We start from the raw sequence: 25651 nt of genomic DNA, 5'->3' as shown, positions 1-25651 counted from the left end.
CGCGAGCCTTCAAAAACGGCCAGAAACAATCTGGCCGTCGTCACGAGCCAGACCATGTGTCATGGCTTGCAAAGCCGATCCACACGGTTAAGGGATCGCGGTTTCGAAGCACATCCCCTGCGCGGTACTCTTCGTTTACCAGATGAACTTTGCGCCATCAGGGAGGTCGCAGATGAACTCGCCCTGTTTCACGAGTTCAGTCGTCCCGACGACAAGCTTGGAGGCACGCACCGTGAGCTTACCTTCGCGGCTGAGACTATGGCGAACGTATTCGGTCACGGCATGTCCCGTGCTATCCACCGTTTGGTGCGCATTAGCGAAACTGATGCCGTTCTGGGCAGTGACCCTGAAGGCACTAATGACCAGACCGGCTTGCGTCGCCGACGCCGGCTTGCCACCCTCCGCGGGGGTACAGCGGCTCATGTCCAGTATAAGCTTCACATTCTTGCCGGTCTGCAGGGCATTGAGCACCTCGGTGTATTTCGGCGAGGGCTCATCGGCTCTGGCGTTCGTGCTCACGCTTGCCACCGAAAGCAGGGACAACAGGATCGCCAAGTTTTTGCCAATACACTTCATATGATCTTCTCTCCGCATAAGAACCACAGATCGCCCAAGCTGACACTCGCATGATGACGTCTTCTCAAGCCGATTGGCTGCTTCCAGACATCAAGCGCGGTCGCGTTTGCGACAACAACAACTTGTCACAACCGGGCGCAAGTGGTCACGAGGGCTAATCCGACCTCACAACCTCGTAGGTCAGGTTTGGCTAAGCCAGTTTTTCCCTTGCATCGTCGCCCGAGCATTGATCGAGCGCGGGCGACCTAGAGGCGACCAATGGCAACGGTCGCCTGGTCCAACAGCGCTGGTAAGATCGAGAGGCTGCGCCACGCACTGAAGTGTACGCGAACGACTTTTCCGGAGAACTGCTTGGCATCCCTTCGATCGCCTCAGTCACTTCGTCAGGGGCTCGGTGGCACGAGACCCAGACAGCCGCTTCCACTCAGGGCTGGCTCGGTCTTAGGCTGGCCCGTGCTTGGCCAGAAGACCGCTACATGCGGTCGCATCACCAAGCCGCCCAGTAGACTCGGCATTAGCCATGGCAAGCGGCGACGCACGCTAGGCCTATCCGCCGCTTGAATGCGTTCCATCAAAACAATTGATTTTGCTGATCTTGCCCAACGCCTCCATAGTCAGCCTCGATCTTTGGAGGCAGCATAATGTGGTGTGACAATCGATTCTATCTTCAGCCCTTGCAGGGCAATTCGATTTGGGCAATCGCGCGTCTGCATCCAATCGCCACGTGTGCGGCGATCAGGTAATCGCACGACCACGCGTTATGGCTTGCCCTAGAGCGAGCAAGAACGACTGACTCTTCACACGACGCCATCGCCGCGGCTCGAGCTGTACATCATCGGATTTGGACAGACGAAATGCTCACGACGTAGGAGAAAGTGAGATCGACCGCGATCCTCAAGGCCATGACCGTGTCCAGACTGTGTCGTCGTCGCTTCAAGACGCGCGCGCGTTTGCATTGGCCAACTGTCAAAGAGACTTGAAACTCTCCTAACGTCAGATTGTAGGATTTGCGACAGCTCGCGACACAGAACCTCCCTCGCGCGAACACTTCCTGACAGGTAGCAAGAATTGCGAAAGTCTCTTAAACCTAACGCCGCCCCGCTCCGCTCCGTCACGCGGGTAGATCACTCCTGTCGACGGCGTGTCCTCAACACCGCTCGCGTGCAGCACGGAGGCCTCAACGCCCCCCCCGTTGCAGCTGGAGCAGGATTTGGCAGCCGGGCAGAACGCAGGCTCTGTTTATCTCGCGCTTTCCGCGCGCCACGTAACCTAAGATTCGAGCTTCGATCGTTCCGAGATCGTTCATCCAAGATGGGATGCAGCTGGCGCAATGACCTCAATCAGATCCGTTGTGCTCCTGACGAGCAGCGCACCTATCCGCCCTTCGTTCGCTGCCGCCGAGGGGGCGCAGCATCGGACGCGACAAAACGTCGGGATCGTTGGCCTCCTTCATGTCTATCACCGGCTAGGGACCCGTTTTCTTCGTAGTCGGGAGGCGCATCGATCTGTTCGTCGCGCATCGCCGCTCTGGAAGCACCGTCCAGATGCGTGACGTGAGACTGTCTTTCAAGCGGAAACACTTGCCTTGTCGTGGCGCCGCTACAGCCCCGACAGCATAGCGAGACTGACCGCGGGACTGGGCAAAGTGGGGAGTTCCAGAATGTCGATTTCGCTACGCTGTTCAGCCACAAATCCATCCGCTCGCTCCTGCGCTTGCGCTTCGATTGCGTGCTCTAGCGCTATCATGACCGACGGCGGCTACTCAGCTCGTGCAGACATCGCTGCGATCGACGCTCACATGCGTCACTCTGCTGCGTCTGCTTTCGACCTCGTGAATGATTTCGCGGTTCTTCCCGGCACAAGGGGCCCGCTCGGCATCGCCGGCGACGCATGCAGTCACCGGCAGACCATCGCATATTCCGATCCAACGATAAGCAAATCACTTGGATTGATCGCCCGCCATCCTGCTCTGCTTCAGCGCTGTCGGACTTTGGCGCTCACGCCAAAGCGGACGTCTGTCCGTTTCGTCGAACCTTTTGGTCAACCGTGACGCGCTTAAGGTCTTGACGTGGACGGACGAAAGGGAACGAAATGCGAATTCTCCTGATTGATCATCATTCGGACTTTGTCCGTGCTGTGAAGGAGGCGCTGCTGAATTGCGGGTTCGCTGTTGATGTGACGCGCACGCTCGATGAGGCGGCGGCCGCGCTCGATTGCGCCAACTACCACATTCTTTTGCTCGAATTGGTTCTGCCTGATGGAGACGGCTTGGACTGGCTGAAGCAGTTGCGACGCGAGGGACGCTCAATGCCGGCCATGATGATGAGCGGTCTCAACGACCTCGGCCGGCGGATTGCGATTTTCAATGCGGGAGCGGATGATTTCCTCCCTAAACCTGTGTCGACCGACGAACTCATCGCGCGCATGCGGGCCATTCTGCGGCGGTCGACGCAAATGACGGCGCCGGTCGTGACATTCGGCAATCTGCATTTCGACCCGATCGGGAGGCAAGTCGCGGTCGGCGGTCGGGTACTGCGGATTGCCCGCCGCGAAGTGTGCATTCTTGAACATCTGCTCAACCGCGCCGGCCGCACCGTGCCGCGCGCATCGCTGGAGGATAGCCTTTATGCGTTCGATGACGAGGTCTCGACCAATGCGCTGGAGGTCGGGATCTATCGCTTGCGCACGCATTTGAACCAGTCGGGAGCGACGCTCAGGATCAAGACCGCGCGCGGCGTCGGTTACACCCTTGAACTCATTGGCGCGGCATCGGCCGCCTAACTGAATCGAGCTTGAAAGCAACAATCCCTTGACGGTCGTTTACAATGCTGCCGGCGCTGATGAGCCGTGGATGGTCGCTGGGGCGGCTCGCTCAGCTGTTTTGCATCGCCTATGCTACGTCCTGTGCGGACTTGCACTGCTATTTCCACTTGCTGCAGCAGCCGAGAGCAAGCGGGATGGCAAAGCAGAACCGCCGCGGAGCGCGCCCGGCAGCACCTCCGGCACGCTGAACCTGATTTCCTCCCAGGGCAAGACGATCCATCTGACCGCTGCGGCGGCGAGCATCTTTGTTGCCGACCCGACGATTGCGGATTATCAGGCGCCGTCGAATACGACGATCTTCGTGTTTGGCAAGAAATCAGGACGGACAAGCCTCTTTGCCCTGAACGAAAACGGCGAGGCTCTCGCCGAGCTGCGCGTGGTCGTCACACAGCCGATCGAGGACCTGCGGGCCACGCTTCGAGCCGAGGTCGGCGACTATCCGATCCAGGTCAGCTATACCCCGCGCGGGGCGATCCTGAGCGGTACGGCGCCCAATGCGGAGGTTGTTGAGACTGCCAAGAAGGTGACCGAGCAGTTTCTCGGCGCGGGGGCGCTGGTCGTCAACAAGATCCAGGTGGCCGGCTCGTTGCAGGTAAATCTCAGCGTACGGGTCGCAGAAGTCTCCCGCAGCGCCGTCAAGGATCTCAATATCCACTTCACCGCATCTAGCCCGAACGGCGCTTTCCTTATCAGCGGCAAAGATGGCGGGTCCGGCGCGGGCGGCGGCGGCGGCACGATCGGCATCGGGTTTAGCGCCGGCAATACCAACCTGAGCGCTGTTCTTGACGCACTCGCCAGCGAGCACCTCGCCTCGATCCTGGCTGAGCCGAATCTGACGGCAATGTCCGGCGAGTCCGCGAGCTTCCTGGCCGGCGGCGAATTTCCGATTCCGGTCATGCAGGATAATCGGCAGGTGTCGGTTCAGTTCCGCCAGTTCGGCGTGAGCCTCGAGTTCGTCCCGACGGTTCTTAACAACAATCAGATCAATGTCCGTGTGAAGCCCGAAGTCAGCGAACTGTCGAGCGAAGGCCAAGTCAAAATCAATGGCATGGAAGTCCCTGCTCTCTCAACCCGGCGGGCCAGCACCGTGGTCGAGCTCGCCAGCGGTCAGAGCTTTGCAATCGGCGGGCTCATCAGGCGCAACTTCAACAATGACATTGGCGAGTTTCCTTGGCTCGGCGACGTGCCGATCCTCGGCGCCCTTTTTCGCTCCTCATCGTTTCAAAAGCGCGAGACCGAGCTGGTTATTATTGTCACGCCCTACATCGTGCGGCCGGGATCGAACCCGACCCGGATGAGTGCGCCGACCGACCGCATAGCACCGCCCTCAGACACAGGCCGGATCTTGACGAACACGCTGGCGCGGCCACCAAAAGACCGAGATGCTCCCCGCACGAGCGCACCAGGATTGACCGGCAGCGCCGGCTTTATCATCGAATGAGGATCGTAAAATGACCTTGCGACGTTTGTGCCATTTGGTCGTTGTTGCGGCAACATTGGGCGGATGCGCAAACAGTGCTTCGATCCCTCCCGGGCCGGCTGAACAGGCGATCCAGGTGGAGCAGAAGAACAGCGTTTTGTTCCTACAGAGCCTTCGTGGCTCGGAAAGACATCGGCTGCGGAGTTTCATTGCGAGTGCAAGTGGCGGCCGGCGGGACGCACTCCATGTCGATGTCACCGGCTCGCCCCGGCTCATTGCACAGGTGGCCCATGAGGCCCGTGCCATGGGCGTTGCCCCCTATAATATCCGGCTATCCGCCTCAGCTCTCGATCTGCCCTCCCGTTTCGGGGTAAGGATCGAGGCGATCACCTTTGAAGCCCACTCTCCTGTCTGTCCGTCGCTTTCCATCGTCGGGCCTGCGGTCAACGATAATTCGTTCGACCCGACGCTTGGCTGCTCGACCAGAAGCAATCTGGCAGTCATGGTCAACGATCCGATCGACTTGCTGGACAATCGGTCGGTCATGACGAGCAAAGGCGATCGCGCTGCCATACCGGTTGCCAGCTATGGCACGTTTGGCCCAGGCAACAAGAGCAACGGAGATGGCGGACAGAGCAGTGGGGCCGCGTCGGAAGCCCCCGCGGTGGCAACGAGGGACGTACAGCCTCCTCGATGACGGGAGTTGCATCGCTACCGTCTGATCAAAACGATCTAGCGCTTTTCCGTGCCGATTGAATCGCAGGCTGGATTTTTGTTCTGGCGCGTTTTCTTCCGCGAACCGGTACCCCACTTCACTCGAAAACACCCTGGAGCCTTGTCCGTTCCGATTGAATCGGAACGGAGCTCTAGATTCTTGTTTTGACGCGTCTTCTTCGCGACAACCGGTGTCCACTTCGCCGGAAACCGCTCTAAACCAGCCCGGCAGCGTAAAGCGCTTTTGCGACCGACTCGAAATATTGCGACGGAACCGGATTGCCGAGTCTTGCTTTGCCGAGCAACTGACGCGTCAGGACGTCGTCATCCACTATCTTGAGGCGCAGCGCCCGCGCCTCGCCAAGCAACCTGGAAGCAGCTTCGCCCTCACCCCGACAGACCAGAACCGGCACGCCGGTTTCGCCGCGAACATAGCGCAGCCCAATCAAAGCTGCGGCCCCCCTCAGTATCAAGTTGGCGCGATTGACGCCAAGCGGACCCTCGTTCGCCGACACCTGGCGCAGACGCCGTCGTTCACCCTTCACCTGCGGATCGCCTTGCTGTTCCTTGTTCTCGCGCTTGGCCTCGGTTTCGGTCATGCGCATCTCCTGCATGAACAACCAGCGCTGAATCAGAAGGTCGGCCAATCCGCCCACGAGAAAGGCCCCAGCAGCGATTCCTGCCAGCAGCTTGACCTCGCTGAAGACTATTGCGAGACAGCCGATGCCGCAGACAGGAAAGTACACCAGCGCTTTCCAGCTTGCGGTCACGGTGAGGAAAAAGCACGTCCCCAGGAGCATCACCTTAACCAGCGTCTTGCCAAGCTCGATGGCCGAACGTTTCGATGCGATCCGCTTCAAGCCTTTGATCGGATCCAGTTTCTCAAGTTGCGGTTTGAGCGGTTCCAAAGCAAACATGAAGCCGCCATTGGCCAGAACATTGGCCAGAAGGCCTGCTACCACGGCAGCCGCAAGCAATGGCCCGACCGCCGCAACCGAGAGTTCCAGTAAGCCGTTGAGTGCCTGCGGAACCGCACTCGAGAAGGGCTGCTCCTGCAGTTTGTCGATCAGCCGGACCGTTTCATGCCACTTGTCTTCGATCGCCCCCGCTCTCCACCACAGACAGGAAAAGCCGGCGCAGGCGCTGACCCCGCTCACCAGATCGGAGCTGCGCGCGCTCTGCCCTTTCTTGCGCGCATCGCGCAGCTTCTTGGGGGTCGGAGGAAGCTTTTTCTCCTCGCTCGTGCTGCTCATTTCAAGAGCTTCTTGAAATACTCGAGCAGATTGTTCGAGGTGAGGAATTCAGCTCCCGCGTATTCGAGGAGATAGACGCTGTAGCTGACCATGATGACGCCGAAGGCCACATTCTTGATCGTAGGCGAAAGATCGTTCAGTTTGAGCTGCGATGCGAAGCGGCCGAGCATCATGACCGATATGTCGATCAGCAGCAGCAGAGCCAGCACCGGCCCGGCGACCAATAGCGTCGTGAGCATGATATGATCGAGAAGGGTGAGGCATTCCATTGCCCCTTGTTCCGTCACCGCAGGCAAGAACTGATACACGGGCCAGATCAGATAGCTGCCATAAAGGCTGCTCACCATGGTCTGGAGGCCGCCAACCAGAACGAAGATCGTGACCGCAGTGACACCGAGAAAAAGCCCGGTTCCCGACGCCTGGCTGCGCGTCGCAGGATCTTCCGCCGCGACCTGGCTTGAGATTCCTCGCTGGGTATCGATGATGTCGCCGACTGCCTGGATACTCCATAAGGGAATGCTGAGCAGGATGCCGAGCAGAAGGCCGACGAACACCTCCTTCAGACCGAGCATGGTGACGCTGACCAGACGCGTGTTCGGGTCCAGCGCTTGGAGGCCGAGTTTGATCTGCGCCAGACACGGTAGTCCGATCGCAATCGTCAGGCTTCCGCGGATCAGGCCACTGATACGCGGCCGGGTAAAGACGGGAAGAACGAGCATGATGCCTAAGGCGCGGGCCGCGCTCAGGCCGGTTGCGGCGACAAGTTCGATTCCGCCCTGGACAAGAGCGTGCGCATCTGAGGGTGACAAGCCAGCCATCCAAGCCCTGCTAGTATCTTGAGGTGAGTGCAGGAAACTCCCGGAAAATACGCTCGGCTTGTTCGATGAGTGGGGCGCTGAGCACCGGAGAAAACCCGGCGAGCACGGCGACGACGACCAGAAGCTTCACCGTCAGGGGCAAGGTTTGATCCTGGAGCTGGGTTGCCGCCTGGATGAGGCCAATGATCAATCCCGAGATGAGAGCTGCGAGGAGCGGCGGCAGAACCCAGATCATGAAAAGCACGAGCGATTGGCTCAGGTGCATGAGGATGCTGGCTTCGTCCATTGTCAGCCTCCCGGCGTCGCGTAGCTTAACACCAAGCCGTGCATGAGACGTGACCAGCCGTCGATGGTGACGAACAGAAAGAGCTTGAAGGGGACAGATATCACCGTAGGCGACACCATCGACATCCCCATGGCCATCAAAATCGTCGTGACGATCAGATCGATGGTGATAAAGGGAAGATAGAGAAGAAAGCCGATTTCGAAGCCACGCTTGAGCTCCGAGATCAGGAACGACGGCACAAGAATGGCAAAATCATCAGCCGTGGCGCTGCCGCGCATCTCTTCCGACCAGACATGCTCGGTCGAGGACAGGAAAAACCGGCGCTGCTCTTCATTGGTGAACTTCTTCAGATGGGCGCGCAGCGGCTCCTGCCCCTCCTTGGCGGCCGTCACCCAGTCATCAAACGTTTGGTAGCGAAGTTGCGGATCCGTCAGGCGCTTGTAGGTCTGCTCGAAAACCGGGGCGCTGATGAAGACGGTCAGGATCAGCGCAGCGCCGTACAGGACGATGTTAGGCGGTATCGACTGGGTCCCGAGGGCGTTGCGCACCAGGAAAAGAACAACCGAGACCTTTATGAAGGCGGTCGTTGTCACGACTGCGAAGGCGAGCAGGCCGAGGCCGACCGTGATCGCAAGAAGCGCGAGAATGCTGGGTTGAATGTCAGTCATTGACCGCCAACCTGCCGCGTAACCTGACGGCAAGTTCCTCGCCGATCCGCACGATATCGCCGCGGCCGATACGTTGGCCGTTGGCAAGGATATCGACGGGGCCGTCGAGCGGCCGGCCAAGTTCGAACACATGGCCTTCGTTGATGCTTCGCAAAGTTCCCAGCGGCATCGGCCAGCGGCCGCATTCGAATACGAGTGTGACCTCGAGAGCGTCAATATCGGCCTCGGAAGGGAGCTGCTGCGCTTCGGTTTGTGTCGTCATGTGTCCACTTTTCAGGGGGTGGGTTTGCAAGCGGAATGGCCCCCGCAGGACCAGCCGGTCGCCAGCAATCTCGGCAGGGGCCCACAATCGGTCGGCGGTGAGGATGACTCGGCCACGGGCTAGGGGAATTTCGTCCGGCAGCAGCGCATCGCCTCGCCGAGCTTGACGAACAAGGCCGATTGTGACCCGGAGCGAGCCAATCTCGCCTGCAACGATGACAGGGAGTTCAGAACCAAGCTTGGGCGTCTGTCGCGGCAATCGGCCAAGCAGTTCCCCAAGGGCGGTGAACGCGGGCGGAACTGGACCGTCGAGAGACGAGAATAGGAGCAGGCGCGCCTTGCTCGTGAGCAGACCATAGGCGACGTCGAATTCCAGGTATGGGCCTGATTTCGTCGCTTCATCGGTGCGGATAAGCTGCAAATGCCGCCGCATTAGTCTCTCCAGCGAGGACAGCAACGGTTCTAGCGCCAGTTCAAGGACCAGCGAACGCGTCGGCTCGGAAGGTAAGGTCAGGCCATTTTGCACGGTCGCAATCAGCACTTCGGCAAGCGGACCAGGTAAGGATAGGACGAGCTTTTCGCCGCCAGCATCAAAGACGCAGTCAAGCATCGATGTCTCAGGCGGCTCGATTTGCCAGACAAGCCGGTTCATACGCAGCGATAGCGGCTTATCACCGAGACGGCTTTGCAGAGGTCCGCGGAAAGCTGCGACCTCATTGAGCCACGAGACCACAGCATGAGAGAGGCTCAGCGCCGGTCTGAATGGTGCGGATCCACCCGGCCTCTGCATCGCAGGCGGCGCCTGCCCATCACGGCACGTCCGCGCCGGCAAAGGAGAATCGGCCATCAGCTCGGCTCGCCTCCCCTTTGGGCGGGCGCGCCGCTCCGATAGCGAAGCAAGATCTCATCATCGGCTTCGATTTCCGCCGCGGCTTCAACATGAGCATTGGTGATGCGCTCAACGTCACGCCCGATCTCCTGCCATTTGTGGCACGCCGCCGAACGTTTGGCCCAAAGCGTCCGCGCCTCAAGGACCGCTGCCTCGGCTTGATCTTGAGCGGTGCGCGCCTCGTCAAGAACCCGCTGCGCCGCCGCGATGTCCTCTGTGAGCCGCCCGATGATGAGATGATGGCGGCGCTCGAGTTCGCTGACGGATATCGCATCGGCCGATAACATCTTCCGATAAAGCTCAGTTTCGACCCTTGCACGGTGTCTTTCGGCATTTGCAAGCTGCTCCGAAGCTCGTTCGACGGCTTCACCTGCGACGCGGCGCTTGGTTTCCATGCTGGACAGTTCACGAAGGGCACTCCGCTCTCTCATATCCTTCACGAGCCGCAATTTCGACACCTGAACGAGATTCAGGCGGTCAGACGCGACATCCATGCGACTGTCTCCTCAAAGTTGCATGACTCGTCCTGGCCCTGCCGCAGGAACGCCCGCAACTCCTCGATCGAGGCGATCGCCCGGTCGGTCAGCGGATCGGAGCCTTGCTTGTATTCGCCGACCTTGATTAAGAACTCCGCCTCCGCGTAGCGCGAGAGCAGATCACGAAAGACGGACGCCCCCTTTCGATGCGGCACAGACACGATCGCATCCATGACGCGGCTTCGGCTCGACAGCACGTCGATCGCCGGAAAATGCTCTCGCGAGGCCAGCGCGCGCGAGAGAATGATGTGGCCGTCAAGAATGCCGCGTGATTCTTCTGCGATTGGATCGCCCGTACCATCACCTTCGACAAGTACGGTATAGAAGGCCGTGATGGAGCCATGCTCGCCCATGCCGGCGCGCTCCAACAGGCCCGGCAGTAGCGCAAAGACGGAGGGCGGAAATCCGCGCCGGGTCGGAGGCTCTCCTGCGGCAAGGCCAATTTCGCGCATCGCGCGGCTAAAGCGCGTCAAAGAGTCCATCATCAGGACGACGCGAAGTCCCTGATCACGAAAATACTCGGCAAGCGCCGTCGCCATATGGGCGCATTGTGCCCGCTCCATCGCCGAACGGTCGGATGTCTCAACGACGACGACTGAACGGCGGAGCGCCTCGCCAAGATGACGCTCGATGAATTCACGCACCTCTCGGCCGCGTTCGCCGATCAGCGCGACAATCGTGACGTCGGCGGCTGCGCCTTTGACGATTTGCGACATCAGCGTCGACTTGCCGCAACCGGCGTCGCCGTAGATTCCGATCCGCTGGCCTTCTCCACAGGTCAGAAGCCCATCCAAGACACGAACGCCGAGCGGAAAAGGCTGTTCGATATCGCGCCGTTTCATGGGATTGGGGGCCCTGCCGCGCAGCGGGCGAGCCTCGCCAGCCTTGATTGGGCCCTTACCATCGAGCGGGCGGCCGAAACTGTCGATCACGCGGCCGAGCAAGTCGGGGCCGACTGGCACTTCCTGCATTCGCCCGGTCGTGACGACTTCCGCCCGGTTGGACAACCCGACCATGTCGCCGATCGGCGTGAGTAACACCCCGTCCGGCAATAGACCGATCACCTCGGCCTCGAGCGACCATCCGCTGCGGGGATCCCGCAAGAGGCATAGTTCCCCGACCCGGGCCTCCGGCAAGACGGCATGGAGCAGCGTGCCAATCGCCCGCGTGATCCGCCCCCGGACGGCACGCGTATCGATATGCGTGGCGGAAGATCTTAAGGATGAGAGTGCGGCGTGGACAGCCCCCTCTTCAGCCGTGGCATCGTGGGTCGGTCGTTGCGTGGTCACGGCTCACCTTCCTGCGAAGACAGGCCAAGCCCCAGCCGAAGCGCGCGGAGCTGTGCGGCAAGTCCGAGATCGACATTGCCAAACTCGCTCCACAAAACGCATTGGTCCGCCGCCAGCGCCGGATCCGGCTCAATCCGGACCTTGGGCCGACCGTCCTGTCCGTTATAGGCGGCGAATTCCCTGGCAAGCAGATCGGCTTTCAGGGGGGATACGTGAAGGTAAACTTCTGTGTTTTTGTACTTTTGCTCGATCGCATGACGAACACTGCGCACGAGCATCTCGCCCGGATCAAAGGCGCCAATCAAATCGCGCACGATCTCAATGACCAGTTCGGGCAATTCCCGTTCCAAAACGGCCTTTCGCTGCGCGAGTTCGCAAGCAGCCTGCGCAATCAACCGCGCCATCTCCTCTGCGCCCGCCTTTACGCCCTCAGCATGGCCGCGCGCCCGCTCGCGCTCATATGCTTTGCGCCCCCAACTTCGAACGCGCTGCAGATGCCGCTCGGCAGTGGCCCGCGCGTGTACGGCGTCATGCCAGATCTTGAGCTCGGCCGCCGGAATCAGGGGGCCGAGCGGGCGGATCTGCGGCGCCACGGGCAGTGCTGGGACGTCGACTGTCATACCGCGGCAGCCTCCATCCCCAAATGGGAAACGACCAGGGAAAGCAGTGGAGCTGCGACACTGCGATGCTCAGCCGCGGGATTGTCCACGGCGGTCCCAATAGGCAGACGTAGAAGCACGCGGATACGGTCAAGCGCCGGAGCCTCGTCAAGCCAGGCGCCGAGACAGGCATGTCCATCGTGTTCAATGTGTCGCGACAACTGTTCCGGATCGGCAACGGGCGTCGTTGCAACCGCCGTGGATAGTTGCCGGATAGCGAATGCATGCGCTTCAGCACCGATCATCTCGACCAAAATCGAAAGATCGCGCTTTGAAACCAGCTTCAGGACGGAGCGTGCATGCCAGATACTGCCCGCGAGCAGGGCAGCCCGACGCGGATCATGTCCGAGCAGAAGGTCGTCATTCCAGCCAGATCCGCTCACATCCACTTCGCTGCCGAGCAGCAGTTCGGCCAGTCTTGGCTGCAGCCTGGAACTCTGCTGTAGTCGGAGTAATGTCGAAGGCGAAAGCAGCGGATCAAGACCCGCAGCAAAACGGCTCGGATGGATCGCGGCAACAAACTTGCGCAGCCGATCGGAAGCTAGCGGGGACGAACGATTGGGTTCGGTGGGTGATATTGATGCCGACATGAGCGTCCCAGCTATGCCGCATCAGACGTGATCTTTTTACCAGCAGCCTGGACAGCGGGCACATTCGAACGCCTGCCGAACATGATCAGTTTGCGCGATGATTGCCCGAACTGACGAAGACGCGCGCCAAGCAACACATAAGATGCAATGACGAATGTGGCGCCGGCGCCCCCCACCCCGAGCGCAAGCCACGGAGTTGAAGCCGACTTTGCTGATTGAGCCGAAGCGGCTGCCGGCGGCGCCGGCTGCTCAAGTGGAGCCCGCTCAACCGGCACGAAGACCACCGCCACCTTGTCGTAAGACAGCCCTTCGATGCTGTTGGCGACGAGCATCTTGATCTGAGGCAACAGCGCCGAGAGCTTCGCATTCGAGCCATGCCGGATGAAAACCGACGCCGAAGACGGGGTCGCATCTTGCCGCAACAGATCGTTCTTCGGCAGAACCACGTGCACGCGGGCGGAAAGGACGCCATCGATATCGCTAATGGTGCGCGACAATTCTTCGCTCAGCGCATAAACGTAACGGGCGCGCTCCTCGATCGGGGAGGCAACGAGACCCGATCCTTTGAACACTTCGCCAAGATTCTTGAAAGATTGGCGCGGCAGCCCCTCAATATTTAGCAAGTCGATCGAATATGCGAGCTGCCTTTCCTCGACCTGGATCGTGCTGGTTCCGTCCTTGGCGACAACACGAACGGCATCGATACCCTTGCCCAAGAGAAGCGCAAGCATCTCATTGGCCTCACGCTCCTGAATCTTGCTGTAGAGATCAGCCTTGCAGCCGATCAACGGAAGAAGAAGCGGCAGAGCAAGGCAAATGCGAAGCTGCCGCCAAGATTGACGACCGCCGTTGCCCCCGCTGCGCATCGCACCAGTCATCAGCTTCACTCAGCCCGCCGATAGCAGCTTGTTCAATGACGAGCTGACGGCACCGGTGCTTTTGGAGACGAGGGAAACCTGAACGCCCCCCCTGTAGACATCCCTCAGATTCACCACCATCGCATCGAAATCCGCATCCACCGGCTTAACCGCCGCATGCCCGCCGATGTCGACCGGTTGCAACAGCGGCTGCACGGCAGGTCCAGGCTGCATGCCGTTCGGCGCAGACCGCGCGCTGCCGGCCGCCGGAGCAACGGCATGGCTGTGGCACATGCTGGAAAGGGCTTGAAGGACGCGGTCACCCGATGGACTCGCCAGCGTGCTCGCGCGCTGCACTTCCGATACCGTCGGAACCACTGCGGCTCTATCTGCAACTGATGAGGCGGCATCCTGATTGGAGGCCACTTGCCCAAGGGACTGCTCAAAGCGCGCCTGCTCGCCGGGAGCCGCCGGCGAGCAGGCATTGGAAAGACAGTGGGCTGGACTGGGAGAGATCGGCGTTGCGCCTAACATCATATAAGGAGTCATTGTGCTCGTTGATGAGACTAGGCGTTGTTGACCGATGAACGGATCAAGATCGTAGATTGGTGAGCTGACGAAAACCTGACGAAAAACTGCGCTGGTTGCGTCCTCTAAAGATTGCGTTGACTTCCAAGCTGGAACGAAATTCCAGGTTGATTCTCAGGCGGAAGGCCTTCGGGAATGCTTGTCCCCCAAGATCCGAATGGAGAAGAGGGCTTCATTCGTATCACAGAGTAGCTGGACCCGACCCTTTAGCCCGAAGATCCCGCTGAAGATCGACCCGCAGACTCTGGGGAAGATCGGACTACCCGCTAGCGACCATAGCCCGTGCCTCGGCAAGGACGGCGAAAACCTGACGAACGATCACCAGTCCGCCCTCTTCTCGCTTTTGGCCTCTCCGCCTTGCGTTTGTACGGGGCCGCGAAGCCTTTGGCCAAGATGCGTAAAGCTGTTCCGTCGGCCCTTCTCAAAAAAACGGCGAGCGTGCAACCCCTCCTTCCCAAGCCGCATCGCAGGCCTCGATGCAAGCAGCCTCGACATCGATTACGTCCTGCACCTCAAGCGAACGCAACTTGGGCTTGAGTGCATTTGCACATCGGCACGTCAACGGACGCAGTTTTCTTCGATCGGTTGCCCTATACCGCGCGTCTCCGCTCATCCCGCCGAGAGCCTTGTGATAAGCTCTGATACTGGTGGAACCGTTAAATGGTGCTCACCGCCTCCAATTTGGCCGATCGATGCCGAACGCCGATGCCCACCCATCATAATTTCGAGCGGCGTAAATCATGCCACTGATGTCCGCTGCGCCCCCCGCAAGCAGCGGCGGAGCCTCCTTTCGCGAACGCCCGGGATGTACGAGCGGACGCACCAAAGCGCTGTTCCGGCTGCCTACATGCGGCCGAAAGCTGCCCACACTCCGTCTTCGCCGTCCCAGCTGCCGCGGCTCGCCGCCTTGGAGTACTCCGTGGCGCGCTGCTCGAAGAAATTGGCGTGCTCGACACCATTGAGAATCTCGACAAGCCACGGCAGCGGATGCGTCTTGAGCTGGGTGAATCCGCCCTCCTTGGCTTCGAAGAAGCCGAAGACCGGGTCAATCCGCAGTTGGGTCAGTCGCCAGTCGGCGACATAGCGGACGTAGGCGTGGATCTGCTCAGCTCGCATGCCCTCGATCTTGCCGAGGCCGAAGGCGAGGTCGACGAAGTTCTCCTCCAGCTTCACCATGGTCTTCGCGACGTCGACGATGTCGTCACGGACAGCGCGCGTCACCGCGCCGGTTTCGCGGTGCCATTCGTGAAACAGCTTGATGATACCCTCACAATGCAGACTCTCGTCGCGCACTGACCAGCTTACGATCTGTCCCATGCCGTTCATCTTGTTGTGGCGCGGGAAGTTGAGCAGCATGGCGAAGCTCGCGAACAACGCCATGCCTTCGGTGAAGGCGCCGAACATCGCCAAGGTCCGAGCGACATCGGCCACGCTATCGACGCCGAACTCGTGCATGTAGTCAGCCTTGGCGCGCATCTCGTCATAGCCGCGGAATGCCTCGAACTCGGTCTTGGGCATGCCGAGCGTCTTGAGCAGCAGCGCATAGGCGTCGATGTGGACCGTCTCCATGTTGCTGAAGGCCGCCATCATCATCTGAACAGTGAGCGGCTGGAAGATCGGGATGTAGCGCTTGAGATAGTTGTCTCCGACCTCGATGTCCGACTGAGTGAAGAAACGAAAGATCTGGGTGAGCAGCGCGCGCTCGCTGGCGGTGACGCGCTCCGACGCCCAGTCCTTGAGGTCGGCGCCGAGCGGCACCTCCTCGCCCATCCAATGGGTCTGCTGCTGGCGCTTCCAGAACTCGTAAGCCCAGGCGTAGCGATCGACGTCATAGCTGCCGGCCGAGTCGAGAAGGCCGACGCGCCCCTTGCCGATCAGCGTGCGTGGATCGACGGACGAGAGATCGATCACTGACATGCGAGGCACTCCTCATAGTCGGTGCGCGGCCGCGGTGGCGCGGCCTTGTCGCCGTCGCCGATCCTGCCGGCGAACGCCGCGCGCGAGATCGATTTTGAACGGCAGTAGTAGAGGCTCTTCACCCCGTGCTTCCAGGCCGTCCAGTGCAGCATGTGGAGATCCCACTTGTCGACGTCAGCCGGAAGATAGAGGTTAATCGACTGGCTCTGGCAGATGAACGCGGCGCGGTCGCCGGCAAGCTCGACGACCCAGCGCTGGTCGATCTCGAAGGCGGTGCGAAAGACCGCTTTCTCGTGCTCTGACAGGACGTCGAGATGGGCGACCGACCCCTCGTGCGCGATGATCGAATGCCAGGTCGCCGAGGTGTCTACGCCTTTCGCGGCCAGCACCCTGGTGAGATGCGGATTACGCACCGAGATGGCGCCGGACAACGTCTTATGGGTGTAGATGTTGGCCGGGATCGGCTCGACGCAGGCGCTGGTGCCGCCGCAGATGATGCTGATCGAGGCGGTCGGCGCGATCGCAATCTTATGGCTGAAGCGCGCCATCACGCCGCGTTCCAGGGCATCCGGGCACGGGCCACGCTCGCGCGCGAGCGTCACGGATGCCGCGTCGGCATCGCGACGGATTTTTCGGAACATGTTCAGATTGAAAGACTTGGCCATGACACTTTCCATTGGAATGCCCTTGGCCTGCAGGAAGGAGTGGAAGCCCATGACGCCGAGGCCGACGGAGCGCTCACGCAGGGCGGCGTAGCGGGCACGCTTCATGCCGTCCGGCGCCACCGTGATGAAGTGGCTGAGCACGTTGTCGAGGAAGCGCATGACATCCTCGATGAAGATGGGCTCCTCACTCCACTGGTCCCAGGTCTCGAGGTTGAGCGACGACAGACAGCAGACCGCGGTGCGCTCCTCGTCGCGATGATCGATGCCGGTCGGCAGGGTAATTTCGCTGCACAGGTTGGAGGTCGAGACCTTGAGGCCCAACTCGCGCTGATGCTTGGGGAGCGCGCGGTTCACGGTGTCGATGAACAAGAGATAAGGCTCGCCGGTCTGGAGCCGGTTCTCAAGGATGCGTTGCCACAGCTGGCGGGCATCGATCTCGCGGACGACCTCGTTAGTCTTCGGGCTGCGCAGAGCGAACGCGGTGCCGGCGCCCACGGCACGCATGAACTTATCGGTGACGTTGACGCCGTGATGCAGGTTGAGGCTCTTGCGGTTGAAGTCGCCGGACGCCTTGCGAATCTCGAGGAACTCCTCGATCTCGGGATGGTGAATATCGAGATAGACCGCCGCCGAGCCGCGCCGCAACGAGCCCTGGCTAATCGCCAGCGTCAGGCCGTCCATGACGTGGATGAACGGGATGATGCCTGAGGTGACCCCGCCCTTTACTTTCTCGCCGATCGAGCGAACATTGCCCCAGTAGGTGCCGATGCCGCCGCCGTTGGAAGCAAGCCAGACGTTCTCGTTCCAGGTACCGACGATGCCTTCGAGCGAGTCCGACACCGAGTTGAGGAAGCAGGAGATCGGCAGGCCGCGCGTGGTCCCTCCGTTGGAGAGCACCGGTGTGGCCGGCATGAACCACAGCCGAGACATCGCATCATAGAGACGTTGGGCATGCGCAACACCGTCCGCGAAAGCGCAAGACACCCGCGCGAACATGTCCTGGTAAGTTTCGCCGGCGAGCAGATACCGGTCGCTCAACATCAGCTTGCCGAACGACGTCAATAGGTCGTCGCGCGACGGATCGAGCGTAAGGTCGGCCGGCTTTGGCGATGGCGCGAGGGGCCGCGGCAGCGGAGCCGGCGATGGCGAAAGGGGCACCAGACACGGCTCAGGCGCGGTAGGCTTTGCCTGCGCTAGGCGCGGCCGCACACTCGGCGGCGCGACGAGATGACCATGCTGATCGAAATCGTAAGACGGCGACATCGGCAACCCCGCGATGTTAGACGCTGGGGCCCGCGCGGACGACTTGCGAGGAGAGTTGGCAAATGTCCCCGGCTGCAAGCGACCCACCGGGGCACCCCGCCCGAGGACTTTCGTTCAGTCGCGGCAGGTCTCCTGGCTCGCGGGTCGCTACGGCTGTCGGCCTTCCCGGCGCTGTTTCGCGCCAGTGGCCATGATGACACCCGCTCGCCGCTTACAGTTGCGGGGGCAGCCCCGGAGTAGCCGTTTCGGCGCACCGGGTTCCCTCTTAGCTTCCGACCTACAAGATGTGGGGAACGGAAGACCGTGACTGGCTAGACATAGGCACCACTCGCCGGGATTCGTCAACCGGAGAGATCAAAATTTATAAGGCAAAACCATGCTGACCGCCCGGCCTACTCTATCACCGCTGTCGCTTCCGCTGCAGGTGAGATGCCGTTGGCGGCATGTCCGGTTTCCGTTAAGCTTGCGCATGGTCAAGGAAATTCTGGCCCGCGCGTCGCATTGATGCGACCTACGAACCGCGCGTCAGTGGAGAAGCAATTCGGCAAGGCGCTCTCCGATCTGAAGCGCAGCGCTCCCGCTCGCCGGGACAAATGGCATCTGGACGAGTCGTTATCCACACGCGGGCGAACAACATCAGCTCCGGCGCGCCGGCGACCAGAATGGCCTCGTTCTCGACGTCTTGATCCAGCGCCAAAGAGACTCGCGCGCTGCCCAGTGGTCCCTAACCTGTCACGGCTCCAGCGCGACCTGCAAGCCCTCCTTACTTTCAACATGAACGTAACGCGGTCCGATCGGCCGTCCCCTGCCGCTGGCGACGGTGACAACGTCTTCCAGAGGCGTGGCGCGCGCATCCGCCTCGGGGCGAGACAAGATCAGATCAGCGTGAAACAGCCCCTCCGATTCGAGACCGGTGGCATCCACGTCAAGGGCCACCAAGCTGGCCAAACAACTTTCAAACTCTTCAGCATCGCGAAAGCGACGCTGGATAAACGTCGCGCCGGTAAGACGTTCTGTCACAAGACCACGCTTTGCGAACGTCGCGGCCAGCGCCTCAAATGGGAACATTCGTAGCACGAAGGAGATGATCCATGGTTGCTTCTCTGTCGCATCGAGAATCTCGCTGAACGTCTTCTCGGTAACGTAGCCGATGCATCCGGTCGACATGATAACATCCACGGAGCGGAGAATGCGCGCGCTGTCGGTCGATAGCGTCTCCTTTTCAAGGTCAGCGACAATGCCCTGCTCCAAGAGGCCAACACTCTTTGCATAGCTGACCGCCCGTGCCGACACATCGAGGCCGATAAAGCTCGCTAACCCGACATCAGGCCAGGCTGCATAAAAATTGCGATCGAGACTCACGAGTGTCTCAGAACTGATCGCTCTCATCTCACGCCGGGCGTAGCGGTGACGCAAGCCCCCGAAGGTCAGCGGAAAGCGATGCACCGCTGCGTTGATGCCGTATGAACAACCAACATCGAGCACGATGGGCTTAAGGCCGGTTGCCGAAGCTTTCGCTGCCAGGATTTGGCGTACAACTGGCTCAGCCACGTCCGGTATCATATAATCCAAGTCTCCGAGGACCGAGAAATATGCCCTCGGATCATCCGAAGCATAAATATCGTGGAATATAGCTTTAGACCGATTGATACGCGAAAACTCTATCCGCAACGCAATGTCTCCCATCTCATTTGCAAGCGACTCGACGGCTGTTGCCTTCGTACTCGCCCGCACTTTGATATATAGGGCATATAGATCGGTCTTACATCCGCCGATGCGATAGCAGAAGCGGCGAGCGGACAAGAGCATCAAACCACCGTCCCGCCGTCGCGCCGTGAGCGATCCTGCTGTTGTATGAAGAACCCATCAGCCCGTTCAGCCCGCCGATAGAAGCTTGTTCAGAGATGAGCTGACGGCGCCGGCGCCCTTAGAGATGAGCGAAACCTGAATGACGCGATCGTAAACATCCCGTAGGTTCGTCAAGGCCGAATCGAAATGATCCCCACCTTCCGGTTTACCTGCCGGATACACCTCGACTTGCTGCGAGCGCAACAGCGGCTGCGCGGCCGGCCCGAGCTGAAGACTTTTCGCAGGAGCGGGCTCAGTGACAAGCGTCGGCGGAACCGCACCCGGAGAAGATGGTTTGCGCCGGTGGATTGCAGAAATATTCTGCAGGACGCGATCGCCAAGCGGGCTCGCCGGCGTGATCGTACGCTGAACCTCCGACAGCGCCGGAGCTGGCGGGCGATCGGCTGCCGAAGAAGCTGCACCTTGCTTCGAAGCCGCCTGCGCAAGACTATCATGAAACTGGTCCCGCACCGATGAACAGCCGCTGGAGAGACATTCGGCCGGGTTGAGAGCGATCAAGGCAACGGCAGGCAACATGAGAAGGACCGCTTTTGTCACGTGATGAGATTGGCAGCTTCGTGAGCGCGAATGGGCCAGTACCCTAGAGAAGCGAGCTGACCGAAACCTGACGAGCGTTCGTCACCTGATGATCACGGTTGGCTTCCATTTAGGAAGAAGCATCGATCTCCAAATTTGGAACGAATTTTGGTGTCGATCCTGTCGTGAAAAAATCGCAGGAATACTCATCCGATCTCGGAGGCTGTCATCTTGAAGAAAGTGCTATGTGCTGTTGTTTTCATCTGCTTGAACGTCGGCAGGACGCTCGGCGCGCCGCTGACGCTGCCATCGACGCCTTACAGTTACACGGTTCTGGATCAGGACCTCGCGGCCGCACTGCAGGAATTCGGCAACAATCTGAATATCCGGGTCAATGTAAGTACTGAGGTGAAGGGGCGGATTCGCGGGCGGATACCGGAGCTCCCACCGCGAGGGTTTCTCGACCGCTTGATCCATCTTTATAACCTTCAATGGTACTACGATGGGCTGGTGCTCTACATATCCGATGCCCACGAGGCGCAAAGCCGACTACTGGTCTTGAATCCGATAAGCTTCGATGCATTCAAGACGGCACTCGATGCACTCAACATCTCAGACGAGCGTTATATCGTGAGAGCTGCACCAGGAGATGGTCTCGTCTTCGCCTATGGTCCGCCTCGATTTATCACACTTGTGGAGCAAACGCTGAAAGGACTGCTGGCGGAGACACAGGCACGGCAGAGTACGGCCGGTGTCGATAGGTCGCCGCACGAGTCGGTTCTGATGCTGTTTCGGGGATCCTCAAGCACGGTCATTCGCGACGGACGACCGGATGCCACTGCTTCGCCGCAGGCACCGCATCAAGACAGCCCGGTCCATGCGACCAACTCTGGCCGACAATGACTCGATCACAAAAAGTCGCTTGCGAAGAAATTCAGTGCGTCTCCGCTTTTAGAAAGCTGGTGCTGCCCGGTATGAGCGCGCCGGTGTTGAAACGGCGAAGCAGTCGCGTATCGTAACGACGCTACAGGCTCCGAGCAGCAGCTGTCCGAGCTAGAAGGAAGCGGCATTCTAGATTGCGGCTTGCGGATTTATTCCTGATGCGAATTGCTCTCCAAGATTCGTCATGCGGATGAAATTCGTCGAAGGATGAGAGACGTTCCGCTGTCAGGAGTAAACGGGCTTCAACGCGCCAATAAGCGACATGCACGGTCAATCCAACGAGCTTTGAGCAGAAACTGACGGGACCGCATGAAGCGGACGAATTTGACTAGGATCTGATTTGGCCGAAGCTGGCAGCCGCGCCGTCACGCGCCGAGCCATCATTGAGAAGCTGCAATGTGATGTCGGGCAGGCATCTCGGGACAACAACCTTCGCCATCGTGGGTGTGCCTCACACGGCCGAATGGCGAGGAGAAGACTTATTCGTCTCAAAAGTCGCTAGACCCGCTCTTGGAGCCAGTTTGCGTCCACCCTTCTTACACCGGGTGATCCAACGGTTATCCCGTACTGAGCTCGGGACATGGATTCGATGCCGGGTCGAACGATCGCGGCGGCTAAGGACGAATAAAAGAACAAAGGCCGGGGCGTCCGGGCTTTGACGTTTGTCAGAGCAACCTGGGTCCGTTCAACGCCTTTGACGATCGAGTTTTTCGAGGACTTGGTCGACGACCGGTATCTGATCCGACCATGCTGGATGCGCGGCTCCAGAGGGCGCCAGCACTTTTTGGCGCAGGCGCGGGGTGGCTACTGCGAAATCAGCGTCCACCTCGAGATGCTCCGGAGCTCTTGCGAGATTGTTGGATCAAATCAACGAATGCTGCGGATAGGCAGACGTGAGGCCGTTAACCCGCCGACATGGCACCAGGCCAGGCGAACGCAACCAAACGAATCTGGCACCGGCATTGAAAATACGTCCGGCCTTGTTGGCAAGGCCAATTCATCAATCACCTCGAAAGCGTCTATGGGCCGTCAGCTTCTCGAAAGCTTGTCCGTCTTACCATACGGCGTGAATATCTAGACGGCGGTGTTCCCATGGATAGTCGCGGAACTGAGCGCTGGAGCCGCACTGAGCAACAGGATGCAAGTCGCAGCACCTGTTGAACTCTGTCGATCAACACTCCTTGTTCGTCGCGGTCTCGGGGCGCGTTACGTGACCGTCTTGTGGTGCACTCTTATATCGGAGGACGTATAATGTCAGTCGACCTATCGGCAACCGCCAACTCAGCTGTGGCTTTACCCGGAATGCCCGCCCCGCCGTCTTCGGCGCAGGACTTTTCCAGCTTTCAGGCGATGCTGGCGAGCCTCTCGTCGAAAGACACGACCAACGATCATTCCGCACCGCAGAAGCCGGCCCCCACAGACGCAGCCAAGCAACTGACGGAGGAACTCACGCAGGAGACGCGGAATATCCTGCCACCAGAGATTAGGGCAGCACTGAATGCATATCAGGATGACCCACAGCCGTCCTGTGCTGCGAGCAGCCCTATCATTGCGGAGGCACCCGTACAAAGCTCAAGGATCACCTGGAACGGTGGCACGCTGACTAATGCGGAACTGCATATTGTCTCTGTGCTGAACCGCCACAAGGACAAATGCCCGCTTGATTGGAAGTCTTTGGGAGATTTGGCCAACGATCCCTCGACACCGCCGGATCTAAAGGCGGCGATCGAGGCACTGCAACAGGACCCGGAGCTCTTCTATGCGATCGGTTCGCAAGGCGACGGCCGCTGTGGCGGCAAAATCAAAGCGGGCGATCTCTGCGGCTTTTCCGATCACCACCCCCAAGTTGCCACGTTCCAGGAGCAGCGGGCGCAGACCTACGAGCAGAACTACATACCATCCGACGGGACCGGGAATGGTGAGCCATCGGTCATGACCCTGACCGACGCCCTGCGCGAACTCTACCGCTATTCCGATAACCTGCCCAAGAACTTGAGCCTTGCGGATTTCAGGCACATCGTGGACGGCAACGCCGACATTGGCAAATGCCCCCCACAGGTCCTCGCGGCGGCTCAATATTTTCTCGACCACCCGGATCAATGGAAGCAGTTGTACGGCGGCTCGATAGATCAGGTCCACAAAGAGGACTTTCTGCAGGTCGCTTCATCATCGATGAGTCTCACTCGCCCCGAGCTGGGTACACTAAACACGATCAACAAGAACCAGGACGCTTTCTTTGGAAATGGCGTTCTGACCCGGGAAACGCTCGTGAGTATGGTGGACGACAAGAGCCTTTCTCCCGAGGTACGACAAGCGGCCTCCCAGCTGCTCTCGGATCCTGTGCTGTTCGGGTTGATGAATAACGCGATTACCGGCTACAAAACCCACCACAAGTTTTTCGACTTCGGCGGCGGCCATACGGTTGATTCCGGAAACATCAGCAGAAACGATTTCAACCAGTTCTTCAACAACATGTCTGGCGCGAACCGCGCCGCTCCGCAACTGAAGACGCATGCCGCTCGAACGCCGGCCGAACAGGAAGCCACCGCGGACATGATGATTGGCGTGGCGGACCAGCCCGACATCAAGTCTCCCAAGAAGAACGGCGGCGCTCTCATGCACGCACTTGATGACGTGCTCAAGGTAGGCTCGAAGGTGCTCGACTGGACAGCGACGGCCGTTGGTGTACTCGGCTTCATTCCAGGGCTGGGCGAACTGGCCGATCTTGCTTCAATGGTGATCGAGGCCGAGGCGCAAGCTGCAAATCTTCTGCACACCGCGATCAGCGGCGGCAACATAAAGAAGGCGCTGGAGGAAGCCGGGCTCAGTCTTGCGGCGCAGGCCGTGGGCTGCATCGCCGGCCCCGAGGTCAAGATAGCGATTCGGGAAGGCTTGGTGAAGCAGGCAATTCAAGAAGCTGCGACGGCCGGCATCAACCTGCCGGTGTCAATGGCTCAGTCCTACGCGGAGGACTATCTGAATAACCTGAAGGTACGGATTGAATCTGAGCGCACGCAAGCTGCAGGTGCCTACGCTTAGCGGCGCTATCGACACAGAATAAAGCTGGAACAAAGGTTAGCTTGCGAGGCCACGGCGCAGTTAGGTCGCCCGCGCCGCGCAGGTCCCGCAAGCTCCGCCAGCATATTCGATGCTTACAGCGACGAGCGTATTTTGTCGCTCGCTAAACCGGCGCATTTGTCGGCTGTCTCGAGCGCCCGACGGGCATTCTCACATCGCGGGCGCCACCGCGAAGGTCTCGCCGCGCTAATTGCGCCGTTCATCGCGGACGGTGAACTTGTCGATGCCTTCGCGCCGCCACAGACCGAGCGTACGCATCCGACGGGCGCCGTCTTGTCTGAGGCGCTGTAATTGGCCAAGCGTGTAACCTTAAGTCTAGCTTTAAGGTCATCAGGCGATGCGGGTCGAGGTTTTAGGCGGGCTGGAGCGGCGGCGGCGCTGGTCGCAGGATGACAAGGCGCGGATTGTCGAGGAGACATTGGCGCCGGGCGCAAAGGTCACTGCGGTTGCGCGTCGCAACGGCGTAGCGGCCAGCCTGGTGTTCACCTGGCGTCGACAAGCGCGGACATCCGAGCAGGCCGTACCATCTTTTGTGCCGGTGCAGATCGCCGCTACGGAAGCGGAGGAGACTCCGAAGCTCTTATCTGCGGGTGATGGCCGAGGGCGGTCTGTGGCAGCAGCCGCGCGTATTGGTTTGATCGAGATCGACCTTGGCAACCGGCGACGCATCCGAGTGGACGCGCACGTCGATCCGGAAGCGCTGGCGCGGGTCCTCGAGGTACTTGAGCGCCGATGATTGCCATACCGGGTAATGTGCGGGTGTGGCTTGCGACCGGCCACACCGATATGCGCCGCGGCTTTCCAAGCCTTGCGCGGTTGGTCCAGGAGAGCTTGAAGCGTGATCCGCACGCTGGTGATCTCTACGTTTTTAGGGGCCGCCGCGGCGACCTGATCAAAATTATTTGGCATGATGGCCAGGGCGCGTGTCTGTTCACGAAGCGGCTGGAGCGCGGGCGCTTTTTGTGGCCGTTACTGGCGGACGGCGTTGTGACGATCAGCGTTGCGCAGCTATCGTATCTTCTGTCCGGAATTGATTGGCGGATGCCGCAGGCAACCTGGCGTCCACAGGCTTCCGGTTAAATCGAGCGGGATTTTTTGCGACGAATATGGTTGATTCGTCTTCGTGACGACGCCCTCCGATCAGCTTCCCACCGACCTTGCCGCAGCACACGCG

At 60.0% G+C, this 25651-nt stretch carries 24 protein-coding genes and 1 riboswitch; of the genes, 8 read left to right on the top strand and 16 right to left on the bottom strand.

Translation table 11 applies throughout. The features are described 5' to 3' along the window. Positions 1 to 135: 135 nt before the first annotated feature. Positions 136 to 576, bottom strand: coding sequence for a VirK family protein (locus ACVWY5_RS05225; RefSeq protein ID WP_028336662.1), 441 nt, complete (start codon positions 574 to 576; stop codon positions 136 to 138). 1744 nt (positions 577 to 2320) lie between these two features. Here ACVWY5_RS05225 and ACVWY5_RS05220 point away from each other — a divergent pair. The 4 genes from ACVWY5_RS05220 to ACVWY5_RS05205 are packed head-to-tail and all read left to right on the top strand — an operon-like array spanning position 2321 to position 5516. Then, positions 2321 to 2626: a hypothetical protein gene (locus ACVWY5_RS05220; RefSeq protein WP_321177027.1), complete on the top strand. Its 306-nt coding sequence runs from the start codon at positions 2321 to 2323 to the stop codon at positions 2624 to 2626. A 41-nt stretch (positions 2627 to 2667) separates the two neighbouring features. Then, positions 2668 to 3357, top strand: coding sequence for a response regulator (locus tag ACVWY5_RS05215; protein WP_028336663.1), 690 nt, complete (start codon positions 2668 to 2670; stop codon positions 3355 to 3357). A gap of 28 nt (positions 3358 to 3385) precedes the next feature. Further along, a complete protein-coding gene (locus ACVWY5_RS05210) occupies positions 3386 to 4840 on the top strand; it encodes a type II and III secretion system protein family protein (protein WP_028336664.1) in 1455 nt (484 codons plus the stop codon). Positions 4841 to 4850: 10 nt separating this feature from the next. Continuing rightward, complete coding sequence (locus tag ACVWY5_RS05205) at positions 4851 to 5516, top strand: CpaD family pilus assembly lipoprotein (protein WP_028336665.1); 666 nt, start codon at positions 4851 to 4853, stop codon at positions 5514 to 5516. Between the two features lie 232 nt (positions 5517 to 5748). Here ACVWY5_RS05205 and ACVWY5_RS05200 read toward each other — a convergent pair whose 3' ends face one another. The 15 genes from ACVWY5_RS05200 to ACVWY5_RS05130 all read right to left on the bottom strand — a co-directional run bounded on the left by ACVWY5_RS05200 (position 5749) and on the right by ACVWY5_RS05130 (position 20457). Continuing rightward, positions 5749 to 6786, bottom strand: a complete 1038-nt coding sequence (locus ACVWY5_RS05200; protein WP_028336666.1) for an EscU/YscU/HrcU family type III secretion system export apparatus switch protein — start codon at positions 6784 to 6786, stop codon at positions 5749 to 5751. Then, positions 6783 to 7604 carry a type III secretion system export apparatus subunit SctT gene (sctT, locus tag ACVWY5_RS05195; RefSeq protein WP_028336667.1) on the bottom strand — a complete coding sequence of 274 codons (822 nt, stop codon included), beginning with the start codon at positions 7602 to 7604 and terminating at the stop codon, positions 6783 to 6785. The genes ACVWY5_RS05200 and sctT overlap by 4 nt, the downstream gene beginning before the upstream one ends. 10 nt (positions 7605 to 7614) lie before the next feature. Next, on the bottom strand, positions 7615 to 7890 hold the full coding sequence (locus ACVWY5_RS05190) for an EscS/YscS/HrcS family type III secretion system export apparatus protein (protein WP_028336668.1): 276 nt from the start codon (positions 7888 to 7890) through the stop codon (positions 7615 to 7617). A gap of 2 nt (positions 7891 to 7892) precedes the next feature. Continuing rightward, positions 7893 to 8558: a type III secretion system export apparatus subunit SctR gene (sctR, locus tag ACVWY5_RS05185; protein WP_028336669.1), complete on the bottom strand. Its 666-nt coding sequence runs from the start codon at positions 8556 to 8558 to the stop codon at positions 7893 to 7895. Beyond that, the gene (gene sctQ / locus ACVWY5_RS05180) at positions 8551 to 9609 is read right to left on the bottom strand and encodes a type III secretion system cytoplasmic ring protein SctQ (RefSeq protein WP_028336670.1); all 1059 of its coding nucleotides are present in this window, start codon (positions 9607 to 9609) and stop codon (positions 8551 to 8553) included. The genes sctR and sctQ overlap by 8 nt, the downstream gene beginning before the upstream one ends. A gap of 56 nt (positions 9610 to 9665) precedes the next feature. Continuing rightward, positions 9666 to 10202 carry a hypothetical protein gene (locus tag ACVWY5_RS05175; RefSeq protein WP_080667206.1) on the bottom strand — a complete coding sequence of 179 codons (537 nt, stop codon included), beginning with the start codon at positions 10200 to 10202 and terminating at the stop codon, positions 9666 to 9668. Further along, positions 10178 to 11533 (bottom strand): type III secretion system ATPase SctN, encoded by a 1356-nt coding sequence (gene sctN, locus ACVWY5_RS05170; RefSeq protein WP_028336672.1) that lies wholly within the window; start codon positions 11531 to 11533, stop codon positions 10178 to 10180. Before sctN ends, ACVWY5_RS05175 begins: the two co-directional genes overlap by 25 nt. Continuing rightward, positions 11530 to 12153 (bottom strand): type III secretion system stator protein SctL, encoded by a 624-nt coding sequence (gene sctL / locus ACVWY5_RS05165; protein ID WP_028336673.1) that lies wholly within the window; start codon positions 12151 to 12153, stop codon positions 11530 to 11532. Before sctL ends, sctN begins: the two co-directional genes overlap by 4 nt. Further along, positions 12150 to 12782, bottom strand: coding sequence for a nodulation protein NolU (locus ACVWY5_RS05160; RefSeq protein WP_080667207.1), 633 nt, complete (start codon positions 12780 to 12782; stop codon positions 12150 to 12152). The genes sctL and ACVWY5_RS05160 overlap by 4 nt, the downstream gene beginning before the upstream one ends. An 11-nt stretch (positions 12783 to 12793) precedes the next feature. After that, positions 12794 to 13660, bottom strand: a complete 867-nt coding sequence (gene sctJ / locus ACVWY5_RS05155) for a type III secretion system inner membrane ring lipoprotein SctJ (RefSeq protein ID WP_028336674.1) — start codon at positions 13658 to 13660, stop codon at positions 12794 to 12796. A gap of 9 nt (positions 13661 to 13669) precedes the next feature. Next, positions 13670 to 14176: a nodulation protein NolB gene (locus ACVWY5_RS05150; RefSeq protein WP_028336675.1), complete on the bottom strand. Its 507-nt coding sequence runs from the start codon at positions 14174 to 14176 to the stop codon at positions 13670 to 13672. 894 nt (positions 14177 to 15070) lie between these two features. After that, entirely contained in the window at positions 15071 to 16144 is a 1074-nt protein-coding gene (locus ACVWY5_RS05145) for a ribonucleotide-diphosphate reductase subunit beta (RefSeq protein ID WP_028336676.1), read from the bottom strand. Next, the gene (locus ACVWY5_RS05140; protein WP_321177026.1) at positions 16135 to 17967 is read right to left on the bottom strand and encodes a ribonucleoside-diphosphate reductase subunit alpha; all 1833 of its coding nucleotides are present in this window, start codon (positions 17965 to 17967) and stop codon (positions 16135 to 16137) included. Before ACVWY5_RS05140 ends, ACVWY5_RS05145 begins: the two co-directional genes overlap by 10 nt. Positions 17968 to 18177: 210 nt before the next feature. Continuing rightward, positions 18178 to 18393, bottom strand: a riboswitch (cobalamin riboswitch). A 411-nt stretch (positions 18394 to 18804) separates the two neighbouring features. Continuing rightward, complete coding sequence (locus tag ACVWY5_RS05135; RefSeq protein WP_321177042.1) at positions 18805 to 19758, bottom strand: class I SAM-dependent methyltransferase; 954 nt, start codon at positions 19756 to 19758, stop codon at positions 18805 to 18807. A gap of 189 nt (positions 19759 to 19947) precedes the next feature. Next, complete coding sequence (locus ACVWY5_RS05130) at positions 19948 to 20457, bottom strand: nodulation protein NolB (RefSeq protein WP_160321708.1); 510 nt, start codon at positions 20455 to 20457, stop codon at positions 19948 to 19950. Positions 20458 to 20685: 228 nt separating this feature from the next. On the opposite strand from ACVWY5_RS05130, the gene ACVWY5_RS05125 reads away from it, so the two are divergent. The 4 genes from ACVWY5_RS05125 to tnpB all read left to right on the top strand — a co-directional run bounded on the left by ACVWY5_RS05125 (position 20686) and on the right by tnpB (position 25557). Further along, positions 20686 to 21360 (top strand): secretin N-terminal domain-containing protein, encoded by a 675-nt coding sequence (locus ACVWY5_RS05125; protein ID WP_051376288.1) that lies wholly within the window; start codon positions 20686 to 20688, stop codon positions 21358 to 21360. A gap of 1389 nt (positions 21361 to 22749) precedes the next feature. After that, positions 22750 to 24438, top strand: a complete 1689-nt coding sequence (locus ACVWY5_RS05120; RefSeq protein WP_028352306.1) for an HrpF/NolX family T3SS translocon protein — start codon at positions 22750 to 22752, stop codon at positions 24436 to 24438. A gap of 376 nt (positions 24439 to 24814) precedes the next feature. Next, positions 24815 to 25213: an IS66-like element accessory protein TnpA gene (gene tnpA, locus ACVWY5_RS05115; RefSeq protein WP_028338270.1), complete on the top strand. Its 399-nt coding sequence runs from the start codon at positions 24815 to 24817 to the stop codon at positions 25211 to 25213. After that, on the top strand, positions 25210 to 25557 hold the full coding sequence (gene tnpB, locus ACVWY5_RS05110) for an IS66 family insertion sequence element accessory protein TnpB (protein ID WP_028338269.1): 348 nt from the start codon (positions 25210 to 25212) through the stop codon (positions 25555 to 25557). The genes tnpA and tnpB overlap by 4 nt, the downstream gene beginning before the upstream one ends. The last annotated feature ends 94 nt before the right edge of the window (positions 25558 to 25651 follow it).

This window comes from Bradyrhizobium sp. USDA 3256 (assembly GCF_054058275.1).
Note: the sequence above shows the minus strand (reverse complement) of the source record. Positions and strands in the feature narration are given on the sequence as shown.